At 68.1% G+C, this 16947-nt stretch carries 21 protein-coding genes and 1 tRNA gene; 11 read left to right on the plus strand and 11 right to left on the minus strand.

Translation table 11 applies throughout. From position 1 onward, the window contains the following. Positions 1 to 14: 14 nt before the first annotated feature. Positions 15 to 2141, minus strand: a complete 2127-nt coding sequence (locus C441_RS06685) for a thioredoxin domain-containing protein (RefSeq protein WP_007274428.1) — start codon at positions 2139 to 2141, stop codon at positions 15 to 17. A gap of 177 nt (positions 2142 to 2318) precedes the next feature. Here C441_RS06685 and purD point away from each other — a divergent pair, with 177 nt between their 5' ends. After that, positions 2319 to 3605: a phosphoribosylamine--glycine ligase gene (gene purD / locus C441_RS06690; RefSeq protein WP_007274429.1), complete on the plus strand. Its 1287-nt coding sequence runs from the start codon at positions 2319 to 2321 to the stop codon at positions 3603 to 3605. 89 nt (positions 3606 to 3694) lie between these two features. Next, positions 3695 to 4237, plus strand: a complete 543-nt coding sequence (locus C441_RS06695) for an acyltransferase (RefSeq protein ID WP_007274430.1) — start codon at positions 3695 to 3697, stop codon at positions 4235 to 4237. 96 nt (positions 4238 to 4333) lie between these two features. Here C441_RS06695 and C441_RS06700 read toward each other — a convergent pair whose 3' ends face one another. The 3 genes from C441_RS06700 to C441_RS06710 all read right to left on the minus strand — a co-directional run bounded on the left by C441_RS06700 (position 4334) and on the right by C441_RS06710 (position 6511). Continuing rightward, positions 4334 to 5221 (minus strand): mechanosensitive ion channel family protein, encoded by an 888-nt coding sequence (locus tag C441_RS06700; protein WP_007274431.1) that lies wholly within the window; start codon positions 5219 to 5221, stop codon positions 4334 to 4336. A gap of 1 nt (position 5222) precedes the next feature. After that, complete coding sequence (dacZ, locus tag C441_RS06705) at positions 5223 to 6032, minus strand: diadenylate cyclase (protein WP_007274432.1); 810 nt, start codon at positions 6030 to 6032, stop codon at positions 5223 to 5225. Between the two features lie 116 nt (positions 6033 to 6148). Further along, entirely contained in the window at positions 6149 to 6511 is a 363-nt protein-coding gene (locus tag C441_RS06710) for a group I truncated hemoglobin (protein WP_007274433.1), read from the minus strand. A 270-nt stretch (positions 6512 to 6781) separates the two neighbouring features. On the opposite strand from C441_RS06710, the gene C441_RS06715 reads away from it, so the two are divergent. Then, positions 6782 to 7594 (plus strand): type II CAAX endopeptidase family protein, encoded by an 813-nt coding sequence (locus C441_RS06715; protein ID WP_007274434.1) that lies wholly within the window; start codon positions 6782 to 6784, stop codon positions 7592 to 7594. 449 nt (positions 7595 to 8043) lie between these two features. Here the strand turns inward: C441_RS06715 and C441_RS06720 are convergent. Then, a tRNA-Leu gene (locus C441_RS06720) sits at positions 8044 to 8126 on the minus strand. 106 nt (positions 8127 to 8232) lie between these two features. Here C441_RS06720 and C441_RS06725 point away from each other — a divergent pair. Further along, positions 8233 to 8541 carry a transcription factor tfiib repeat-containing protein gene (locus tag C441_RS06725; protein WP_004063163.1) on the plus strand — a complete coding sequence of 103 codons (309 nt, stop codon included), beginning with the start codon at positions 8233 to 8235 and terminating at the stop codon, positions 8539 to 8541. A 3-nt stretch (positions 8542 to 8544) separates the two neighbouring features. Here C441_RS06725 and C441_RS06730 read toward each other — a convergent pair whose 3' ends face one another. From C441_RS06730 to C441_RS06755, 6 genes are all read right to left on the minus strand, one after another. Then, positions 8545 to 8751: a hypothetical protein gene (locus C441_RS06730; RefSeq protein ID WP_007274435.1), complete on the minus strand. Its 207-nt coding sequence runs from the start codon at positions 8749 to 8751 to the stop codon at positions 8545 to 8547. 29 nt (positions 8752 to 8780) lie between these two features. After that, a complete protein-coding gene (locus C441_RS06735; RefSeq protein ID WP_007274436.1) occupies positions 8781 to 9281 on the minus strand; it encodes a phosphopantetheine adenylyltransferase in 501 nt (166 codons plus the stop codon). Between the two features lie 117 nt (positions 9282 to 9398). Continuing rightward, positions 9399 to 9863, minus strand: coding sequence for a winged helix-turn-helix domain-containing protein (locus C441_RS06740; RefSeq protein WP_004970585.1), 465 nt, complete (start codon positions 9861 to 9863; stop codon positions 9399 to 9401). 67 nt (positions 9864 to 9930) lie between these two features. Next, positions 9931 to 11007, minus strand: a complete 1077-nt coding sequence (locus C441_RS06745; RefSeq protein WP_007274437.1) for a glutamate--cysteine ligase — start codon at positions 11005 to 11007, stop codon at positions 9931 to 9933. A gap of 168 nt (positions 11008 to 11175) precedes the next feature. Beyond that, positions 11176 to 11820 (minus strand): fibrillarin-like rRNA/tRNA 2'-O-methyltransferase, encoded by a 645-nt coding sequence (locus C441_RS06750; RefSeq protein WP_007274438.1) that lies wholly within the window; start codon positions 11818 to 11820, stop codon positions 11176 to 11178. Then, positions 11817 to 12659, minus strand: coding sequence for an NOP5/NOP56 family protein (locus tag C441_RS06755; RefSeq protein ID WP_007274439.1), 843 nt, complete (start codon positions 12657 to 12659; stop codon positions 11817 to 11819). Before C441_RS06755 ends, C441_RS06750 begins: the two co-directional genes overlap by 4 nt. A 112-nt stretch (positions 12660 to 12771) precedes the next feature. Here C441_RS06755 and C441_RS20625 point away from each other — a divergent pair, with 112 nt between their 5' ends. From C441_RS20625 to C441_RS06780, 7 genes are all read left to right on the plus strand, one after another. After that, positions 12772 to 12906 (plus strand): rubrerythrin-like domain-containing protein, encoded by a 135-nt coding sequence (locus C441_RS20625; protein WP_152420716.1) that lies wholly within the window; start codon positions 12772 to 12774, stop codon positions 12904 to 12906. Further along, positions 12903 to 13325 carry a hypothetical protein gene (locus C441_RS06760; RefSeq protein ID WP_007274440.1) on the plus strand — a complete coding sequence of 141 codons (423 nt, stop codon included), beginning with the start codon at positions 12903 to 12905 and terminating at the stop codon, positions 13323 to 13325. Before C441_RS20625 ends, C441_RS06760 begins: the two co-directional genes overlap by 4 nt. 38 nt (positions 13326 to 13363) lie before the next feature. Then, the gene (locus C441_RS06765) at positions 13364 to 13735 is read left to right on the plus strand and encodes a hypothetical protein (protein WP_007274441.1); all 372 of its coding nucleotides are present in this window, start codon (positions 13364 to 13366) and stop codon (positions 13733 to 13735) included. A gap of 118 nt (positions 13736 to 13853) precedes the next feature. Beyond that, on the plus strand, positions 13854 to 14480 hold the full coding sequence (locus tag C441_RS06770; RefSeq protein WP_007274442.1) for a DUF6517 family protein: 627 nt from the start codon (positions 13854 to 13856) through the stop codon (positions 14478 to 14480). A gap of 45 nt (positions 14481 to 14525) precedes the next feature. Then, the gene (locus C441_RS19865) at positions 14526 to 14681 is read left to right on the plus strand and encodes a hypothetical protein (RefSeq protein ID WP_007274443.1); all 156 of its coding nucleotides are present in this window, start codon (positions 14526 to 14528) and stop codon (positions 14679 to 14681) included. Then, entirely contained in the window at positions 14678 to 15661 is a 984-nt protein-coding gene (gene corA, locus C441_RS06775; protein WP_007274444.1) for a magnesium/cobalt transporter CorA, read from the plus strand. Before C441_RS19865 ends, corA begins: the two co-directional genes overlap by 4 nt. A gap of 220 nt (positions 15662 to 15881) precedes the next feature. Next, positions 15882 to 16877 carry a transcription initiation factor IIB gene (locus tag C441_RS06780; protein WP_007274445.1) on the plus strand — a complete coding sequence of 332 codons (996 nt, stop codon included), beginning with the start codon at positions 15882 to 15884 and terminating at the stop codon, positions 16875 to 16877. The last annotated feature ends 70 nt before the right edge of the window (positions 16878 to 16947 follow it).

Consider the following 16947-nt stretch of genomic DNA (forward strand, 5'->3'; position numbering starts at 1 on the left):
GTCGGGGGACCAGCTTAGTTGTCGTCGCCCGCGCCCGCGTCGCCCGCCGTGAACCACGCCAGCGCCTCGTCGAGGTCGTGGGTCGGCGCGGAGCAGGTGAAGTTCTCGCAGGCGTAGACGGTGGGGTCGCCGTCGGCCGCCTCGCGGCCGGCCCAGATTGGCGGGGCCTCGTCGAGTCCGAGTTCGTCCAGCCACGCGTCGAGTTCCTCGTCGGTGCCGGGGCGACGGGAGACGACGAGGCCGGGGAGGTATCGCGAGGCGAGCGTCTCGCGCCACTCGTCGGGCACCTCGTCGGCGGCGATGGTGAGTTCGGGGACGCCGCTTGCGGCCTTCTCGGCGGCGAGCGCGAGCGAGACGTGTTCGAGCGGACTGCCGCGGACGCGGTTGGCGAACGACCCGAGGACCGCGTCGGCGACCTCGCCGAAGCCGTCTTCGGGCGCGAACTGTTCGAGGTCCAAGAACAGCGACGTGGCGACGCCGAGGCTCGACGGCGTGGACTGGTCGGTCGGCTCCTGCGGGCGGGTGACGAGCGACTCGCCGCTCTCGGGGGTGAAGTAGAGCGTCCCCGCGTCGGCGTCGTAGAACTCCCGGCGGGTCGCCCGCGCGAGGTCGAGCGCGAACGAGAGCGGCGCGAGATCGCCGGTCGCCTGATAGAGGTCGAACGCGCCGCGCGCGAGGAAGGCGTAGTCTTCGAGGTAGCCGTCGCCTTTCACCTCGCCGTTCATCACGCGCCGCGAGAGCGTCGCGGTCTCGTCGTCCCAGAGGCGCTCGCGCACGAAGTCGAGGGCGCGGCGGGCGTCGTCAGCGAGCGAGTCGTCTTCGAGGACGACCGCCCCCTGCGCGAACGCCGAAATCATCAGGCCGTTCCAGCCGGCGAGCACCTTCTCGTCGCGGGCGGGGCGCTCGCGGCCCTCGCGGGCGGCGAACAGCGCCTTCCGGGCCTTTTCGAGCCGGTCTTCGACCTCGGACTCGTCGAGGTCGTACTCGTCGGCGAGGTCGGCGGTCGTCGCCGAGACGTTCAGGACGGTCGTCTTGTTCTCGAAGTTGCCGCCGGGGGTGACGCCGTAGCGGTCGCAAAACAGGTCGGCGTCGAGTTCGGGGAGGAGACCGCGCACGTCGTCGGGCGTCCAGACGTAGAAGGTGCCCTCCTCGCCGCCGGACTGGGCGTCGAGCGTGGCGAAGAGGCCGCCGTCGTCGTGGGTGAGTTCGCGGCGGACGAACTCGAACGTCTCGGCGGCGACGGTCGCATAGGACTCGTTGCCGGTGAGTCGCGCGGCGTCGAGGTACCGGGCGGCGAGGCCGGCCTGGTCGTACAGCATCTTCTCGAAGTGCGGGACGGTCCACTCGCGGTCGACGCAGTAGCGGTGGAAGCCGCCGCCGAGGTGGTCGCGGAGACCGCCGTTGGCCATCGCGTCGAGGCTCTGTCGCGCCACGTCGAGCGCCTCGTGGCGGCCGGAGACGGCGTAGCCGCGGAGCAGGGCGTCGATGCGACCGGGTTGGGGGAACTTCGGTCCGTCGCCGCCGAAGCCGCCGTGGTCGCGGTCAGCGCCGCGGAGCGCGGCCTGCACGGTGGTGTCGAGTACCTCCGAGCCGGGGGCCTCGCCGGCCACGTCGGGCGTCTCCTCCAGTCGGTCGGTGATGGCGCTCGTCCACTGCTCGGCGCGGTTCTCTATCTCGTCGCGGTCGGTCCGCCACGACTCGGCGAAGCTCTCGACGAGGTCGCGGAAGCCGGGCGCGCCGCGGCGGGGTTCCGGCGGGAAGTACGTGCCGACGAAGAAGGGCTTGCCCTCGGGCGTGAGCCAGACGGAAAGCGGCCACCCGCCGCCGCCGGTGACGAGCTGGCAGATGGTCTGGTAGATGCGGTCGAGGTCGGGGCGCTCCTCGCGGTCGACTTTGACGGGGACGAACTGTTCGTTGAGCACCTCGGCGATGTCGGGGTCCGAGAAGCTCTCGTCGGCCATGACGTGACACCAGTGGCACGCCGAGTAGCCGACCGAGAGGAATATGGGTTTGTCCGCCTCGCGGGCGGCGTCGAGCGCCGTCTCGTCCCACGGTTGCCAGTTGACCGGGTTGTCGGCGTGCTGGCGGAGGTACGGGCTCTGCTCCTCGTCGAGTCGGTTGCGTCCCACCGGGTCGGACATGCGTCGGAGTCGGCGCTCCGGCAACTAAAGCGGCGTGGAGACGGCCGTCGTGGCCGGCGCGGGGCGTGGGCCGGACAGCGAGTCACCCTCGGTGGCGACCGAACATAACCACAATCGTGCCTATTTCGTCGGCGATAAAGAGCAATCTTTACACTCCCGTGCGCAGGGTATGCGACCATGAGCGAGACCGTCCTTCTCGTCGGCGGCGGCGGCCGCGAGCACGCGATTGCCCGCGCGCTGGCCCCCGACTGCGACCTGTACGCCTGCGCCAGCAACCGAAACCCCGGCATCGCCGCCCTCGCCGAGGGCTTCGAGACGATTTCGGAGACCGACGCCGAGGACATCGTCGCCTACGCCGAGTCCGTCGACGCGACGCTCGCAATCGTCGGCCCCGAGTCCGGCCTCGCGGCGGGCGTCGCCGACGCCCTCGACGAGGCGGGTATCTACACCTTCGGCCCGCAGGCGGCCGAGGCGCGCATCGAGACGGACAAGGCGTTCCAGCGGCAGTTCATGCGCGACGAGGAGATTCCGGGCAACCCCGACTTCGCCACCTTCGACGACATGGAGGCCGCCTGCGACTACATCGACGACTACGACGGCGACCTCGCGGTCAAGCCCGCGGGTCTCACCGGCGGCAAGGGCGTGAAGGTCATCGGCGACCAGGTGACGCCCGAGGAGGCGAAGGCGTACCTCCGCGACTCCGACTACGAGCGGGTCGTCCTCGAAGAGCGCCTCGTCGGCGAGGAGTTCACGATTCAGGCGTTCGTCGCCGACGGCGAGTTCCGCGTCAGCCCCGCCGTACAGGACCACAAGCGAGCCTACGAGGGCGACGAGGGACCGAACACCGGCGGCATGGGCAGTTACACCGACGTGACGCCGTCCCTGCCGTTCATGGCCGACGGCGACTACGAGGCCGCCGTCGAGGTCATCGAGGCCGTCGTCGAGGCGCTCCCGGAGTACAAGGGCATCCTCTACGGCCAGTTCATGCTCACGACCGAGGGACCGAAGGTCATCGAGTTCAACGCCCGCTTCGGCGACCCCGAGGCGATGAACACGCTTCCGGTCCTCGAAACGCCCTTCATCGACGTGCTCACCGCCGCCCGCGAGGGCGAGTCGCTCCCCGAACTCGACTTCGCCGAGGCCGCGACGGTCTGTAAGTACGCCGTCCCCGAGGGCTACCCGACGGACCCCGAGGCCGGCGCGGAAATCACGGTCGAGGTGGACGAGGACGCCGACGCCCTGCTGTTCTACGCGAGCGTCGACGACCGCGAGGACGGCCTGTACACGACGACCTCGCGGTCGTTCGCCGTGGTCGGCGTCGCCGACAGCATCGCCGCGGCGGAGGAACTCGCGGAGGACGCGCTCGCCGACGCCGGCGAGGGCTTCCACATCCGCCACGACATCGGCACGGCGGCGCTCGTCCAGCGCCGCATCGACCACATGGCCGAACTCCGCGGCGAGTAAGCCGGGAGCGGTCCCGCGGGACCGATTTTCCAGTTCGCTCGTTGCCCCCCGCCGAGGGCGCTTTTACCCCCGCGGCCCAATCGACTGACGTGACTGACGACGATGCCGCACCGGCGGACGCAGAGGGCCGCCGACACGACCGAATCCAGCACCACCCGACGCCCGGCCCGCGGAACTCGCTCCAGTACTGGACCGACGCCAAACCCGTCTGGCGCGTGATGCTCAACTACGTGTTCGTCCTCGTCGCGCGCATCGCGCCGTCGCTCAAGCTTCGAAACTGGGCGCTCCGACGCATCGGTGTCACCGTCGGGACGGGCGTCTCGTGGGGGCTCGAAGCGACGCCCGACGTGTTCTGGCCGGAGCTTATCACCATCGAAGACGACGCCATCATCGGCTACGACTCAGTCATCCTCTGTCACGAGTTCCTGCAGGACGAGTACCGGACCGGCGAGGTCGTCGTCGGCGAGCGCGCCATGATCGGCGCGAAGGCGACCATTCTCCCGGGCGTTCGCATCGGCACGGGCGCGCAGGTCGCGGCGAACTCCCTCGTCACGCGCGACGTGCCCGCCGGCGAGACGGTCGCCGGCGTGCCCGCGAGACCGATGTCCGGCGGCGAGGCAGACGGGGAGTGACCGACTCACCGTCGCCCGTCAGGTCGCCGTTAGGTCGCCGTCAGGCCGAACGAGCGACTTCTCGCGGGGTGGTGGGCGTTCGGGTTCGGGTTCGGGTTACCTGCGGACGCGCCCAACGCCCTTGTTGAGGACGCGCGCGTTCGGCACGACGAACTCCGTCTCCTCGGCTTCGACGTGAGTGACGAACATGTCGAACTCCTGTACCACGCCGCGGACGTCGCCGACGACGATTTCGTCGCCGATGCTGTACGGTTGGGTGAAAAGGAGGTACGTCCCCGCCGCGCCCGAGCGAAGCAGGTCGCGGAACGCCACGGCGCTGAACACGATGAGGCCGAGCAGGTACGCTCCGAGGAGGACGATGAGCGCGAGCGTGGCGACGCCGACCTGCGAGAGCGCGACAAGCGTGGCGAGAAAGAAGACGGTGTACTTGGCGAGCGCGGGGAGGAGGTTCACCTGCGGGAGTTTGACCGCGCGGAACCGCTCGGCGACGAGGAGTTCGACCTTGTCGCCGACGACGACGCCGATGATGAGAACGAGGATGGCGATGAACAGTTGCGGGAGGATGGCGATGACGAGGCCCCAGAACCGGTCGGCGTAGTTGACGCCGGCGAACGACAGCGCGGCGAAGAGGCTGATGCCGAGGACGAAGTACCGCGTCAGCCACGACAGGATTTCGACCGTCGAGGTCTCGAAGTCGCGGGCGGTCCGCTCGAACGCCGTGCCCTCGATGGCCTCCGGTACGCCGACGCTAATGAGGAGTCGGTGGACGAGCGTCCCCGCGACGTACGCGAGCAGTATCCCGAAAAGCAGGATGGCGAGCACGCCGAGAAACCGGACGCCGGCGATTCGAACGATGTCGTCGACGACGCCGCCGACCGTCTGGAGCGGGACGGCTGACGCGGACGCGGATGTTGACGCGGCTGTGGCCGCTGGTGCGGGACCGACCGACGAGTGGATGAGGGACGCCGAAGCGAACCCCGGCATCTCAGTACGCCTCCGGGTCGATTTCGAGAATCATCTTGCCGCCCTTGAACGCCCGGACGAGCCCGTCGGACTCCGAGAGGACGATGGCCGTGGCGTTGGTGTCGCGGGTGATAGCGCCGCCGGCCATGTGGCGCGCACCCAGCCCTTTCGGGATGTCGACGCCCTCCGCCGAAGGTTCGAGGTAGCGGTACGCCGAGACGATTTTCCCCGAGTCGGAGATGACGAACGCGCCGTCGAGCCGCGAGAACTCCTTGAGCATCACGTTGACGATGGGGTCGCCGACGTAGACGTGGGACTTCTCGAAGGGGTTGTACGAAAGCGGCCGGGACTTGTTCATCACCTTGCCCGCGTCGCCGACGATGAACAGCGCGCCGACGGGTTCGCCCTTCTGGCCCTTCTTGCCCAGTTCGATGGCCACCTCGAACACGTCGCGGATGACGCCCGGGTCCGCCCGGGAGTTCGCAAAGAGGTCGTAGATGCCCGACCGCATGTTCTCCTCGACGCGGACGCGGACGAGCGTGTCGGGGTCGCCCCCGAAGACCCCGACGTTGCAGGCGATGGTGTCGCCCGCCTCGACGATGCTCTGTTCCATCGCGCCCTCGACGCCGAAGCGGATGCGGTCCTTGACGTTCTGGAACTGCAGGGGCAGTTCCACGAACGTCTCGGCTTCGACCGTGTTCTCCGGCGCGATGACCACCGTCGGAACGTCCGTCTCGGCGAACTGCTCGTAGTGGGAGTGACTCGGCGTGAACAGGAACAGCCCATCGACGTCCGCCACGAGGTCGCCCAATAATTCGGATAACGCCGCCATTGGTGGAGAGACACACCGGGTGAGAAAAAGGGTTGTGTCGCGTCTGACGCGTGGCGTGCGCGATTCGGCCGGTCGAAACCGGCGACTGATTCTCTCCGAAGGGGGCCGAACGGAGCTTACTGCCCCAGAATCGGGGCTCTGAGCGCGGCGACTTCGTCGAGAATCGCATCGGCGTCTTCCGGGGCGACGCCGTTCTCGTCGAGCGCCGCCGCGAGGTGTTCGGCGATGGCGTCGAAGTCCTCACCGGAGAGGTCGAGGTGGTCGTGGGCCGCCCGCATGTCGGCCCCGTCGTACTCGACGGGACCGCCGGCGACGGCGCTGATGAACTTGACCTGATGGGCGCGCTGTTCGACCATGTCGATGTCGTCGAAGTAGTGGGCGACCGAGTCGTCGGCGAGGACGCGGTCGTAGAAGTCCGAGACGACTGCTTCGACGGCCTCGCGGCCGCCGAGGCGAGCGTAGAGTGACTGCGCTGGCATTCGTCGGGGTGTTGGACGGCGCGACGGTAAGGCTTCCTCCGAACGTATTCGGGGTGTTTAAGCGTGGGTTGGGTGAGGACCACAGAAGTGAAGCTAGCTGTGTCAGCGGGCGTTCGTCCGTTACCGGGCCCGCTTCTCTGTTCTCAGGAAGCATAGCGCTGGACTATGAGGTTACTCGACAGATAGTACCGCGAGATGGTCGTACCGAACCCACAACTGAGGACCGAAAAGAGAACCGCAGACACCTCCGGACTCGTCGGACGTTGGTGGGTGTATCTCGCCGTCGCCGTGGGCGGGACCTGGGCCTTCTGGCTCCCGGCGATTGCGCTTGGGGTTCGGTTCGACAGCGCTGTCGGGCTGTTGTTGCTTCTCGTTGGCCTCGCGGTCCCCGGCGTGAGCGGCATCGCGTTCGCCTCTCTCGTTTACGACGAACGCGGGCGGAGCGACTTCTGGAACCGCGTGCGTAACCCCCGTCGGGTCGGCGTCAGATGGCTCCTCGTCATTCTCCTCGTCCCCCTCGGCGTCGGCGTTCTCGCCGGTGCCCTCGACTTGCTACTCGGTGGGCCCGGGCCGACGTGGGGCGAAGCCGTCACGGAGTTCGGCGTGAACCCGCTGGCCGTGCTTCCCACGCTGTTCTTTGCGACCCTCCCCCCGATTCTCGAAGAGTTAGGGTGGCGGGGATACGCGCTCGACAGGCTCCAACTGAAGCGGTCGGCCGCGAGCGCGAGCCTGGTTCTGGGCGTCGTCTGGGCGCTCTGGCACCTCCCCCTGTTCTTCATCGAGGGCTCGTTCCAACACGACTCGGTCGGGGTCGCGACCACGGGGTTTTGGCTGTTCATGGCCGGCATCGTCGCGCTCTCGTTCACGTTCACGTGGGTTTACAACAACACGGAGCGGAGCATCCTCGGTATCATCGTCCTCCACGGCTGGGTGAACTTCACCGCCGAAGTCATCGTGGTGCCCGACCCCGCGTACTACGGCCTCTGGTTCGTGCTCGCCGGCGCAATCGTCGCAATCTGGGGCGCGAAAACCATGACTGCCGACGACGACGTTCCGCATCCACCACTCCCACTGACTCGATAGGCTGTGTTTTTTAGCTTCTGACAGTCCCCTTCGAGCCATCGCGGTTTCTCACCCGGAGGGACCAGCATCCGGAGACACAGGGGACGGGGTTCGAACGTATCTGCTCCCTCGGTCACTTCACCCGCTTAGTGCGCGGGACAGGGTTCGAACCGGACCGAGACTCGCGGTGCTCGTCTCGTAGGGTTCGAACTCTTCTGCCACGGTTTTCGTCCTCGCTCACGGCTTCGCTATTCGGGTCGCGTCGGATAGAAAAGGCGCGGGACAGGGTTCGAACCGCGGTCGCAACGCTCCGCGTTGCTCCCTGATTCGAACCCTTCGGCTTGCATACACGTCTCTCACGATGTTCGAGTCGGTATGCGCGGGACAGGGTTCGAACCGGGCCGAGACTCGCGGTGCTCGTCTCGTAGGGTTCGAACCTGTCTGCTCCCTCGCTCACTTCGTTCGCTCAGTGCGCGGGACAGGGTTCGAACCTGCGAAGGTCTACACCACAGCGTCCTAAGCGCTGCGCCTTTGGCCACTTGGCTACCCGCGCGCAATCGGGCGACGCTCGCCCTTCGACCGCACATTTCCCGCAACGATATATAAACGTCACGAGGGCTCGCCGCGGGGATTATGCTCCCGCGGCCGCAACGACGACCATGTACAGCGCCCGAGACCAGCGAGACAACCGGGAGTGGCTGGCCCGCATCGACGCCGCCGCCGACGGCCTCGAACTCGGTAGCGAGGCCCGCTCGTACGCCTCGGACATGTTTCTCACGCAGTTACCCGACGAGGAGCGCTCGAAGAAGGCCGTCGCCGCCGCCAGCCTCTACGCCGGCGCGCTCATCGCCGGCGAGGAGCGCTCGCAGACCGCCGTCGCCGAGTCGATGGACGTCTCGCGGCTCAGCATCCAACAGCGCTGGAAGGACCTCCTCCGGGAGGCCGGCTTTCGCCCCCCGAGTTGGTAGCGCTCACTCCGAGGCGTTCGACGGTGCCATCCGGCGAGTCAACAGCGCGTACGTCGCCGCGGTGGCGAGGACGCCGGCGACGACGCCGGCCGGGATACCGACGAAAAGCGAGAAGAAGACCCACCGAGCGGCCACCTCGGTGACGGCGATGCCGACGAGGACCGCGGCGACGACGCCGACGGCGAAGCTGGCGAAAAGCGGGTGTCGCATGGGCGACAGTACGACCGTGAGCGTGAAAACTATTCGTCGCTCGGCGGCGTCCGACCGCGGCCCTCGCGGTCGGGCGTGAGGTTGCCGTGGCGGTCTATCTCCCCGGAGACGATGCGCGTCGAGGAGATGCGCTTTCCGTCCTCGGCGGGGACGTGTTCGACGACCTCGATACGGAGGGGTTTGAGGCCCTTCTCCTCGCGGATCTCGTTGACGCGCTCGCCGCCGCCCCGCGTCTCGGGCGAGACGATGAGCACGTCGAATCCTTCTTCGGTCGCGATGCCGGTCGGTTTGTCGAGTTCGCGGATTTCGAACTCGCGGCCGTGTTCCTCGGCGAGCGGGCGGAGTTCGGCTTCGAGGTCCGCCTTGCGGTCGTCGAAGGGCCGGACGTAGCGGTCGACGTGTCGCGTCTTCGGCGCGAGTTCGTCGCTCGTGAGTCCGACCGTGACAGCACCCAATTCGAACGCCCGCTCGAACAGCGCGAGATGTCCATCGTGGACAGGGTCGAACGTCCCGCCCAACGCGACGTGCATACTCTCGGGGTGGGTACGGCGCGACTTAAGCGGGTCGGGTTAGCCTAACGGACCAACACCCGAGCCGAGCGGGGGCTACGAGTTCGCGCGAATCGCCGCAGAAGCCGGGTCGCCGGGCTACTCCTCGCGGACCGTAATCGTGACCGGTTCGGTCTCGTCGGTGCGGTCGGTGCCGAGGTGTCGGTCGAGGTTGAACACGGCGTTCAACTGCGCCTGCACCTGTCCGGAGACGCCCTTCACGAGGTCGCTGGGCGCGATGGCGACGTACTCGTAGGGGTTGTTGCCCGCGCCGGAACTCTTCCGCTTGCGGCGTTCGACCGTCTCGTCGTCGGCGAGTTCGGCCAGCGCCTCCCGAACCGTACTCGGGTAGAGGCCGGTCCCCTCGGCGACTTCCTCGCTCGTCGAGTGAGGGTGCTGTCGGAGGTGGACGTAGATTCGCGCGCGCGTCTCGGTGTCGAGAATCCACGCGAGCAGGTCCACCAACCCGTCGTCGAACTCGGAGACGGCGCAGTCGGCCGCGCCGCCCGAGTGGTCTTCGTCCGTCGACTCCGCGCTCCCCTCAGTGCTCTGGTCCGCAGACATTTGTGCTACGGCAAAGGTCAAAACAGGGGCGCTAAAAAATGTTTCCTGTCGCGCGTCGGCGTGCGACTCAGTCCAGCGTCAGGTGTTCGCACAGGGCGTCGAGCCCGGATTCCTCGTGAATCCGGCGCTGGACGGCGGTGCCGGATTCGGCGTCGAGAAGCGACCGGAGGCCGTCGACGCCGAGGCGGTCGGACTCGGTTTCGACGAACGAGTCGAGGCTCACGACGCCCTCGGAGTCGGGGGCGATGAAGTCGGTGTCCCGGCCGTAGCGGGTCGCGCGCCACTTGTTCTCGTCGAGGAGTTCCCGCCGGACCGACGTTCCCGACTCGCCCGATTCGTAGCGGTCGGCGAGGTCCAACACGAGCGCGTGGACGTACTCGACGAAGTCGGCGACGCGCTCGGGGTCGGTCTGGGCGTCGGGGGTGCGGATTTCGACCGTCCCGTGGCCGGTGTGGGGGCGCACGTCGTACCAGAGTTCCCCCCGGTCGTCTATCGAGCCGTACTCGACCATCCGGCGCTCGAAGCGCTGGAACTCCTCGAAGTCCTCGAAGGCGGTCGGCATGCCGGTGTTGGGGAGGTTCTCGAACACCTTGGCGCGGGCGGAGGCGAGGCCGGTGTCGAAGCCGTTCCAGAAGGGGGAGTTCGCGGAGAGCGCGAGTAGGGGAGAGAGATACCAGCGGAGTTCGTTGGCGACCCAAACGGCCTTGTCCGCGTCGTCGACGCCGACGTGGACGTGGAGGCCGGCGGTCGTGTTCCGGTGTTGCGGATACTGAATCCGGTCGAGTTGGGCCTGATACCGGGGTTTGGTCGCGTGGTCGAGTTCGCGCCACTTGGCGGCGGGGTGGAGCCCGGCCGCGGCGATGCGGTAGCCGTGGTCCGCGGCGTGGTCGACGAGCGCCTCGCGGACCGTCGAGACGGCCGCGCCGGCCTCGTCGGGGTCCTCGATGAGCGGCGTCTGCGTCTCGATAGTGAACTGGAACAGCTCGTGGTCGAGCCGTCCCGCGAGCGGTTCCGGAGGCTCCGGTCCGTAGACTAAGTCGTCGATACCCGAGGTGGGGCGGCCGTCGGCATCGACGATGTAGAATTCCTCTTCGACGCCGAGCGTCCCCATTCGGTCGAAGGCATCCGCCGACCCTAGTTCCATCGCAACGGCGTAAGTTGCGCCGAATTAAAAACACCGTGGGAGCCGGCGAACGCGTCGCGCGACCGCCGCCGGTCGAATCCGACGACGTGACAGCGACCGAATGGTTCCGCGGACGCCCAACACCGGCGGCGGCCCGCGCGAATCGCGGTGCCAGCCGGCGGCGACGACCTACTTCGGCCGGGCGACGATACCGAGGTGGTCCGCGTGGAAGCGGTCGAGACGGGCGGTTTCGAGGAGTTCGTAGGCCGAGTCGAGTTCGGCGACCACGTCGTCGAACACGTCGTCCGGCTCGGCGGTCACGTCCTCGCTCCGCGCCTTGACGGCCATCAGGAGCCGCCCGTCGTCGGCGAGGAACTGTCGGTTGCGGGCGGCGACGGTCGCCTGCCCGCGGGTCGCCACGTCCATGACGAGGCAATCGATGCCGGCTTCGACGACGTGCGCGTAGGACTCGGGGTCGCGCGCGTCCTTCAAAAGCGGAAAGAGGTTGTCGCGGTCCTCGGCGACGCCGACGAGGTCGCGGACGGGCCGCGGCGCGAACTCCACGGCGTAGGTCGGCCCGGCGAAGTCGGCGACGTGCGAGACGGTCGTCCCCGAGGCGGCCCCGAGGTAGAGCACCGACTCGCCGCCGACGAGACCGGTGTCCATGCCGAGTTCGAGCATCGCGCCGAGCTTCGAGCGCCCGGCGTCCCACGCGCGCCAGCCGTCGGCGTCGACGGGTTCGCCGTAGACCTGTGCGCCCCGCGTCGAGAGGCGCTCGCGGCCGCCGAACGTCCGGCGTTCGACGCCGTCGGGGAGGCCACTGTCGTCGCTCATTCGTCCGCCTCCTCGTCGGCGCGGGCGCGAATCGTCTCCATCCGGTCGGCGAGTTCGGCGTGCAGGTCCGGGCGGTAGTCGCCCGAGTAGTGGTCGACGCGGGCGGCGATAGCGAGCTTTCCGGCGAACGCGCGGGCGGCCGACCCGCGGTCTTCCGGACGCGTCCCGCGGACGTACTCGTGGGTGAAGATGACGCCGTGTTTGGGCGACGTGGCGCGGCCCTTCAGGTGCGCGAACAGGGCGTCTTCCGCCCCGAGCACTTGGACCGTGCCGCTCGGTTTCTTGGCGAGGGGTTCGAGGCCGCCGGCCAGCGCGATGAGCCGCGCCGCGAGGACCGGCCCGGCCATCTCGGCGAGGTTCGGCGCGGCCGTGGGCGCGCGCTCCTCGATGAACGACCGGAGGTCGTCGCGCTCGTCGAGCAGGTCCACCGCGCGGGTGGCGTAGGAGACGACGCGCTCCTCGGCGGCGGTCTTCGGGTCGCGGGCGGCGATGTCGCGGACGCCGTCGAGGCCGCGCGGAACGTCCCCGTAGAGCGTGCCGGCCCACTCGACGACCCGCTCGGCGAGTTCGTTCGCGGTCCGCTCGGCGTCGTCCATCGCCCGCACGGCGTGGGCGAGTTGCACGTCGTCGGCGCGCTCGCGCTCCGCGACGGCCTCGCTGGCGGCGGCGAGCGTCGCCGAGCGGAGTTTGGCGTAGTAGTCGGTCTCGTCGGCGGCGAACCCGGCGTCGACGGCCTCGGCCGGCCAGTCTGCGGGGGCGGGGGCGCGGCCCGTTCGGACTCGCGTCGCCCCGGATTCGGGGTCGTCGGGGTCCGCGCCGGCGAACCATGCGTCTGTCATACTGGCGGATTGCGCCCCGTCCGGGTAAAAGGACACGGACCCGCGGGCGCGAGTCGGCGCTCGCGGCATGCTGTGGTAAGTTTTAACACACCATGTCTCGTACGAATGCTCGATGGAACGCGCTTCGTACGTCTGTCGTGAGTGTCAAACGACCGTGAGCGCCGCGTCGTACCGTTCGACCTGCCCCGAGTGCAGTGGCGAACTGCGGCCCACGTCGGTGACGAACCGCCGGCGCGTCGGAGATTGAGCGGCGCGCGCGGGTCGTCCGACCCGGACGCCATCCGCTCGCTCGCAGTCACGACCGACGACCTCGTGACCGCCCTCGAGGCGAACCGCCGGGGCGACGACCCAGTCGTCCTCCGCGTCACCCCGCCGTTCTACGGGCGGATGCGGGCGCGGGTTCACCGCACCGGCGGCGAGGCGTCGGACTACGCCGACCCCGAACCGATACACCTCGACCCGCGGGTCTTCGTCGCCGACGACGCCCCCGCGTATCCGGAGCCCGACGAGACTCGGCCGGACCCGTACGAGGTCGAGACCCACCACGAGCGCCACACCGAGGCGGTTCGAGCGTGGCGCTCGGCGGTCCGCGAGCACCTCCGCGACGCGGTCGCGCTCCCGACGGACGACGGTCCCCACGAGGTCGAGGTCAAGTACCTCGGCTGAGCGAACCACTTTTTCCCCACGGGCCACACCGTAGCGACATGAGCACCGACGAGTACCGCCGCGGGACGGCGGTCGAGCGCGAGCGCCAGCGGAAACAGCGCCCGGCCCGCGGCCGCTACCGCGGGGTGCTACCGGTCATCTACGCCATCGGGTTCGTCATGTTCACCGCCGTCTCGCTGTACATCGGACCCGAACCGGCGTTCGCGGTCTACCTGGTCACGCACGTCTTCTACGCGGGGCTGATTCGCGCCGATATCAGGTCGCTCCGCGGGCAGGGCATCGACTGGGGCGCGTCGCGGCATCTCTGGTTCGGTGCGGCGTTCGCGCTCCCGTTCGTCGCGCCCGCTTACTACGTCTACAGCGGTCGCGTGATTCGCCGCGAGAACGAGTCGCGTGACCTCGGCGACTGACGCGGAACCGACGAACCGCTCGGTTCGGGGCGCGCCGAGTCGGTCGCCGCGGCGGCCACCGAACTTATGCCCGGAGCGGGGAAATGGCGGGGCAATGAGTTCCAGACGCGTAGTCGCGGTGCTCGCGCTCGCCGCGCTCGTGCTCACCAGCGGCTGTATCGGCTTTCTGACGGGCGAGGAGACGCTGAGATTCGAGTCGGAGCCCGCCACGGCTGACGCGACGGTCGCCGCGAACGCCGGCTACGAGACCAACGGGACCGAGGCGTTCGCGGTGAACCGGACGCTCTCGTTCGGCGGACAGGAGCGCAAAATCGCCGCCAGCAACCACATTACGACGTACGAGAAGACGCTGGACCTCGGCTTCTTCGGCGAGGCCAGGCTCGGCTCGTTCAGCGTCATCTCGACGCCCGCGGTCGAGGTCGCCGGCCAGCCGCGGAACCCCATCGGCGACTACTCGAACGACGACCTCATCCGCCTCGTCGACAACCGGTATCAGGGCCTCAGCGACGTCCAGCAGGTCAGTTCGCGGAACGTCCAGATGCTCGGCCAGACGACCAACGTCACGAAGTACAGCGCCACCGCGCGGTTCGGCGGGCAGGAAGTCGACGTGTACGTCCACGTGACGAAGGTCCAGCACGACGAGGACTTCATCGTCGCAATCGGGCTGTACCCACAGCAACTCGACGGCGAGGAGGAGAACGTCCTCGAACTGATTCGGTCGGTCGAACACCCGTCCGAAGTGTAACTGTCGGGGGGTGGCTTTTTCTCGTCGCCGCGGGTCGGTGAGTCCATGAGTCGCGTACGGACCGCAGGCATCGCGGTGACGGCGCTCGGCGTCGTCGGCTACGGCCTCGGGACGCTCGTCGCCTATCCGGGGCGAGCGTTCTCGGTGACGGCCGTCATGGTCGGCATCACGCTGTGGGCCATCGGGGGTGACGTGCGGTGATTTCGGCGCTCGTCTACCGCGACGACGGCGCGTCGGCCTACGAGGAGACCGCGCTGGACGCGGCGCGCGACGCCGACGGGACGACGTGGGTTCGCGCGACGACCGGCGAGGAGTTCGACCGCGTCGCCGAGGCGTTCGGCATCCACTCGCTTTCGGTCGAGGACGTGCGGAACGACGCCCGCCCGAAGACCGAGGAGTACGACGAGTACACGTTCGTCCTCGTCCGAATGGCGACGCTCCGCGTCGGCGAACAGGTGTTCGAAGAGGAGGTCCAGACCAGACCCGTGGGACTCTGTTTCGGCGAGGACTGGCTCGTGACGCTGACGCGCCGGGAGTTGGAGCCGATAAACCACGTGTGGCACGCCATCGAGCGCGAGGAGCCGCGGATGCTCCGGTTCGGGCCGGACTACGTGGCCTACCGCGTCATCGACCGCATCGTCGACGAGTACTTCGGGTTGTTAGACGAGGTCGGCGAGGAAATCGAACTCATCGAGGACAGCATCTTCGAGGGGCCGGACCCGGAGGTGCTCGAAGGGCTGAACGCGGTCCGGCGCGACCTGCTTTCGTTCCGAAAGACGGTGTGGCCGACCCGCGAGGCCGTCGGGGTGCTCGCCCGCGGCGACCCCGACTACGTCCGCGAGGCGACCGAGAAGTACTACCGCGACGTGTACGACCACCTCGTCGAGTTGGTCGACCTGACGGAGACGTACCGCGACCTCGCGCGCGGCGCGCGGGATATCTACCTCAACACCCTCTCGCAGTCGACGAACGAGGTGATGAAGACGCTCACCGTCGTCGCGACCATCATCCTCCCGCTGACGCTCGTCGTCGGCATCTACGGCATGAACTTCGACCCCGGCGCGTCGGCGTTCAACATGCCCGAGCTCGGCTGGGCCTACGGCTACCCCGCGACGATGCTCGGGATGGCGCTCGTCTCCGTGGTCCTGCTCGTCTACTTCCGCCGGGAGCACTGGCTCTGAGCGACGAAAGAGCTATCATACCCGATTAATCACACCGACGCTCGCTTCTCGTCGACTCGATGACGACAAAGCGCCTACATCGTGCGATTCACCCGCACAGAATAGGCGAAAGCTTTATAAGGTTTTCGAACTTACTGTTGGTAAGGCCAGTCCAAGCCGGATTATTCTTTCGTCTTCTGTGGTCTTCCCGGCCGAGACGTATCCGCGCCTTCCACCCACCATGAGCGACACCACAACCACCCGAACCTACAGCGCCGACGCAAAGACCCGGGACGTCCGTTCCCGCGAGTCCGAGCGAGACGAAAAACAGCGAGACGAGACGCAGGTCTGCCCCGAGTGTAGCGGCCACCTCGTCACCGACGAGGAACACGGCGAGACCATCTGCGAAGAGTGCGGTCTCGTCGTCGAGGACACCGTCGTCGACCGCGGCCCGGAGTGGCGCGCGTTCGACTCCGCCGAGCGCGACAGCAAGTCCCGCGTCGGCGCGCCGACGACCAAGATGATGCACGACAAGGGGCTGTCGACCAACATCGGCTGGCAGAACAAAGACGCCTACGGCAAGTCCCTCTCGCCGCGCCAGCGCGAGCAGATGCAACGGCTCCGCACGTGGAACGAGCGGTTCCGCACCCGCGACTCGAAAGAGCGCAACCTCAAGCAGGCGCTCGGCGAAATCGACCGCATGGCGTCGGCGCTCGGCCTCCCCGAGAACGTCCGCGAGACGGCGTCGGTCATCTACCGCCGCGCGCTCAACGACGACCTGCTCCCCGGCCGCTCCATCGAGGGCGTCGCCACCGCGGCGCTGTACGCGTCGGCCCGGATGGCGAGCACTCCCCGCTCGCTCGACGAGCTCGAAAAAGTCTCGCGCGTCGATAAGATGGAGCTCACCCGGACGTACCGCTACATCGTCCGCGAGCTGAAGCTCGAAATCAAGCCCGCCGACCCCGAGCAGTACGTCCCGCGGTTCGCCAGCGAGCTCGGCCTCTCCGACGAGTCCGAGCGGCAGGCCCGCCAGCTCCTCCGCGACGCGAAGGAGACGGGCGTCCACTCCGGCAAGTCGCCGGTCGGCCTCGCCGCCGCCGCCGTCTACGCCGCCGCGCTCCTCACCAACGAGAAGGTGACCCAAAGCGAAGTCTCGACGGTCGCAGACATCTCCGAAGTCACCATCCGCAACCGCTACAAAGAACTGCTCGAAGTCCAAGACGGCCTGTTCGCGTAAGCGCTCCGTGGGTCGGTGGCCCGTACTTTTTCTCGCCCGTGCCAGCCCGTAACAACATTTATCCGCGCTC

This window comes from Haloferax sulfurifontis ATCC BAA-897 (genome assembly GCF_000337835.1).
GTDB lineage: Archaea > Halobacteriota > Halobacteria > Halobacteriales > Haloferacaceae > Haloferax > Haloferax denitrificans.

Coding starts and splice junctions, on each gene's coding strand:
- C441_RS06685 (WP_007274428.1), bottom strand. CDS start 2,141: ATGTCCGACCCGGTGGGACGCAACCGACTCGACGAGGAGCAGAGCCCG.
- purD (WP_007274429.1), top strand. CDS start 2,319: ATGAGCGAGACCGTCCTTCTCGTCGGCGGCGGCGGCCGCGAGCACGCG.
- C441_RS06700 (WP_007274431.1), bottom strand. CDS start 5,221: ATGCCGGGGTTCGCTTCGGCGTCCCTCATCCACTCGTCGGTCGGTCCC.
- dacZ (WP_007274432.1), bottom strand. CDS start 6,032: ATGGCGGCGTTATCCGAATTATTGGGCGACCTCGTGGCGGACGTCGAT.
- C441_RS06710 (WP_007274433.1), bottom strand. CDS start 6,511: ATGCCAGCGCAGTCACTCTACGCTCGCCTCGGCGGCCGCGAGGCCGTC.
- C441_RS06725 (WP_004063163.1), top strand. CDS start 8,233: ATGTACAGCGCCCGAGACCAGCGAGACAACCGGGAGTGGCTGGCCCGC.
- C441_RS06730 (WP_007274435.1), bottom strand. CDS start 8,751: ATGCGACACCCGCTTTTCGCCAGCTTCGCCGTCGGCGTCGTCGCCGCG.
- C441_RS06735 (WP_007274436.1), bottom strand. CDS start 9,281: ATGCACGTCGCGTTGGGCGGGACGTTCGACCCTGTCCACGATGGACAT.
- C441_RS06740 (WP_004970585.1), bottom strand. CDS start 9,863: ATGTCTGCGGACCAGAGCACTGAGGGGAGCGCGGAGTCGACGGACGAA.
- C441_RS06745 (WP_007274437.1), bottom strand. CDS start 11,007: ATGGAACTAGGGTCGGCGGATGCCTTCGACCGAATGGGGACGCTCGGC.
- C441_RS06750 (WP_007274438.1), bottom strand. CDS start 11,820: ATGAGCGACGACAGTGGCCTCCCCGACGGCGTCGAACGCCGGACGTTC.
- C441_RS06755 (WP_007274439.1), bottom strand. CDS start 12,659: ATGACAGACGCATGGTTCGCCGGCGCGGACCCCGACGACCCCGAATCC.
- C441_RS20625 (WP_152420716.1), top strand. CDS start 12,772: ATGGAACGCGCTTCGTACGTCTGTCGTGAGTGTCAAACGACCGTGAGC.
- C441_RS06765 (WP_007274441.1), top strand. CDS start 13,364: ATGAGCACCGACGAGTACCGCCGCGGGACGGCGGTCGAGCGCGAGCGC.
- C441_RS19865 (WP_007274443.1), top strand. CDS start 14,526: ATGAGTCGCGTACGGACCGCAGGCATCGCGGTGACGGCGCTCGGCGTC.
- C441_RS06780 (WP_007274445.1), top strand. CDS start 15,882: ATGAGCGACACCACAACCACCCGAACCTACAGCGCCGACGCAAAGACC.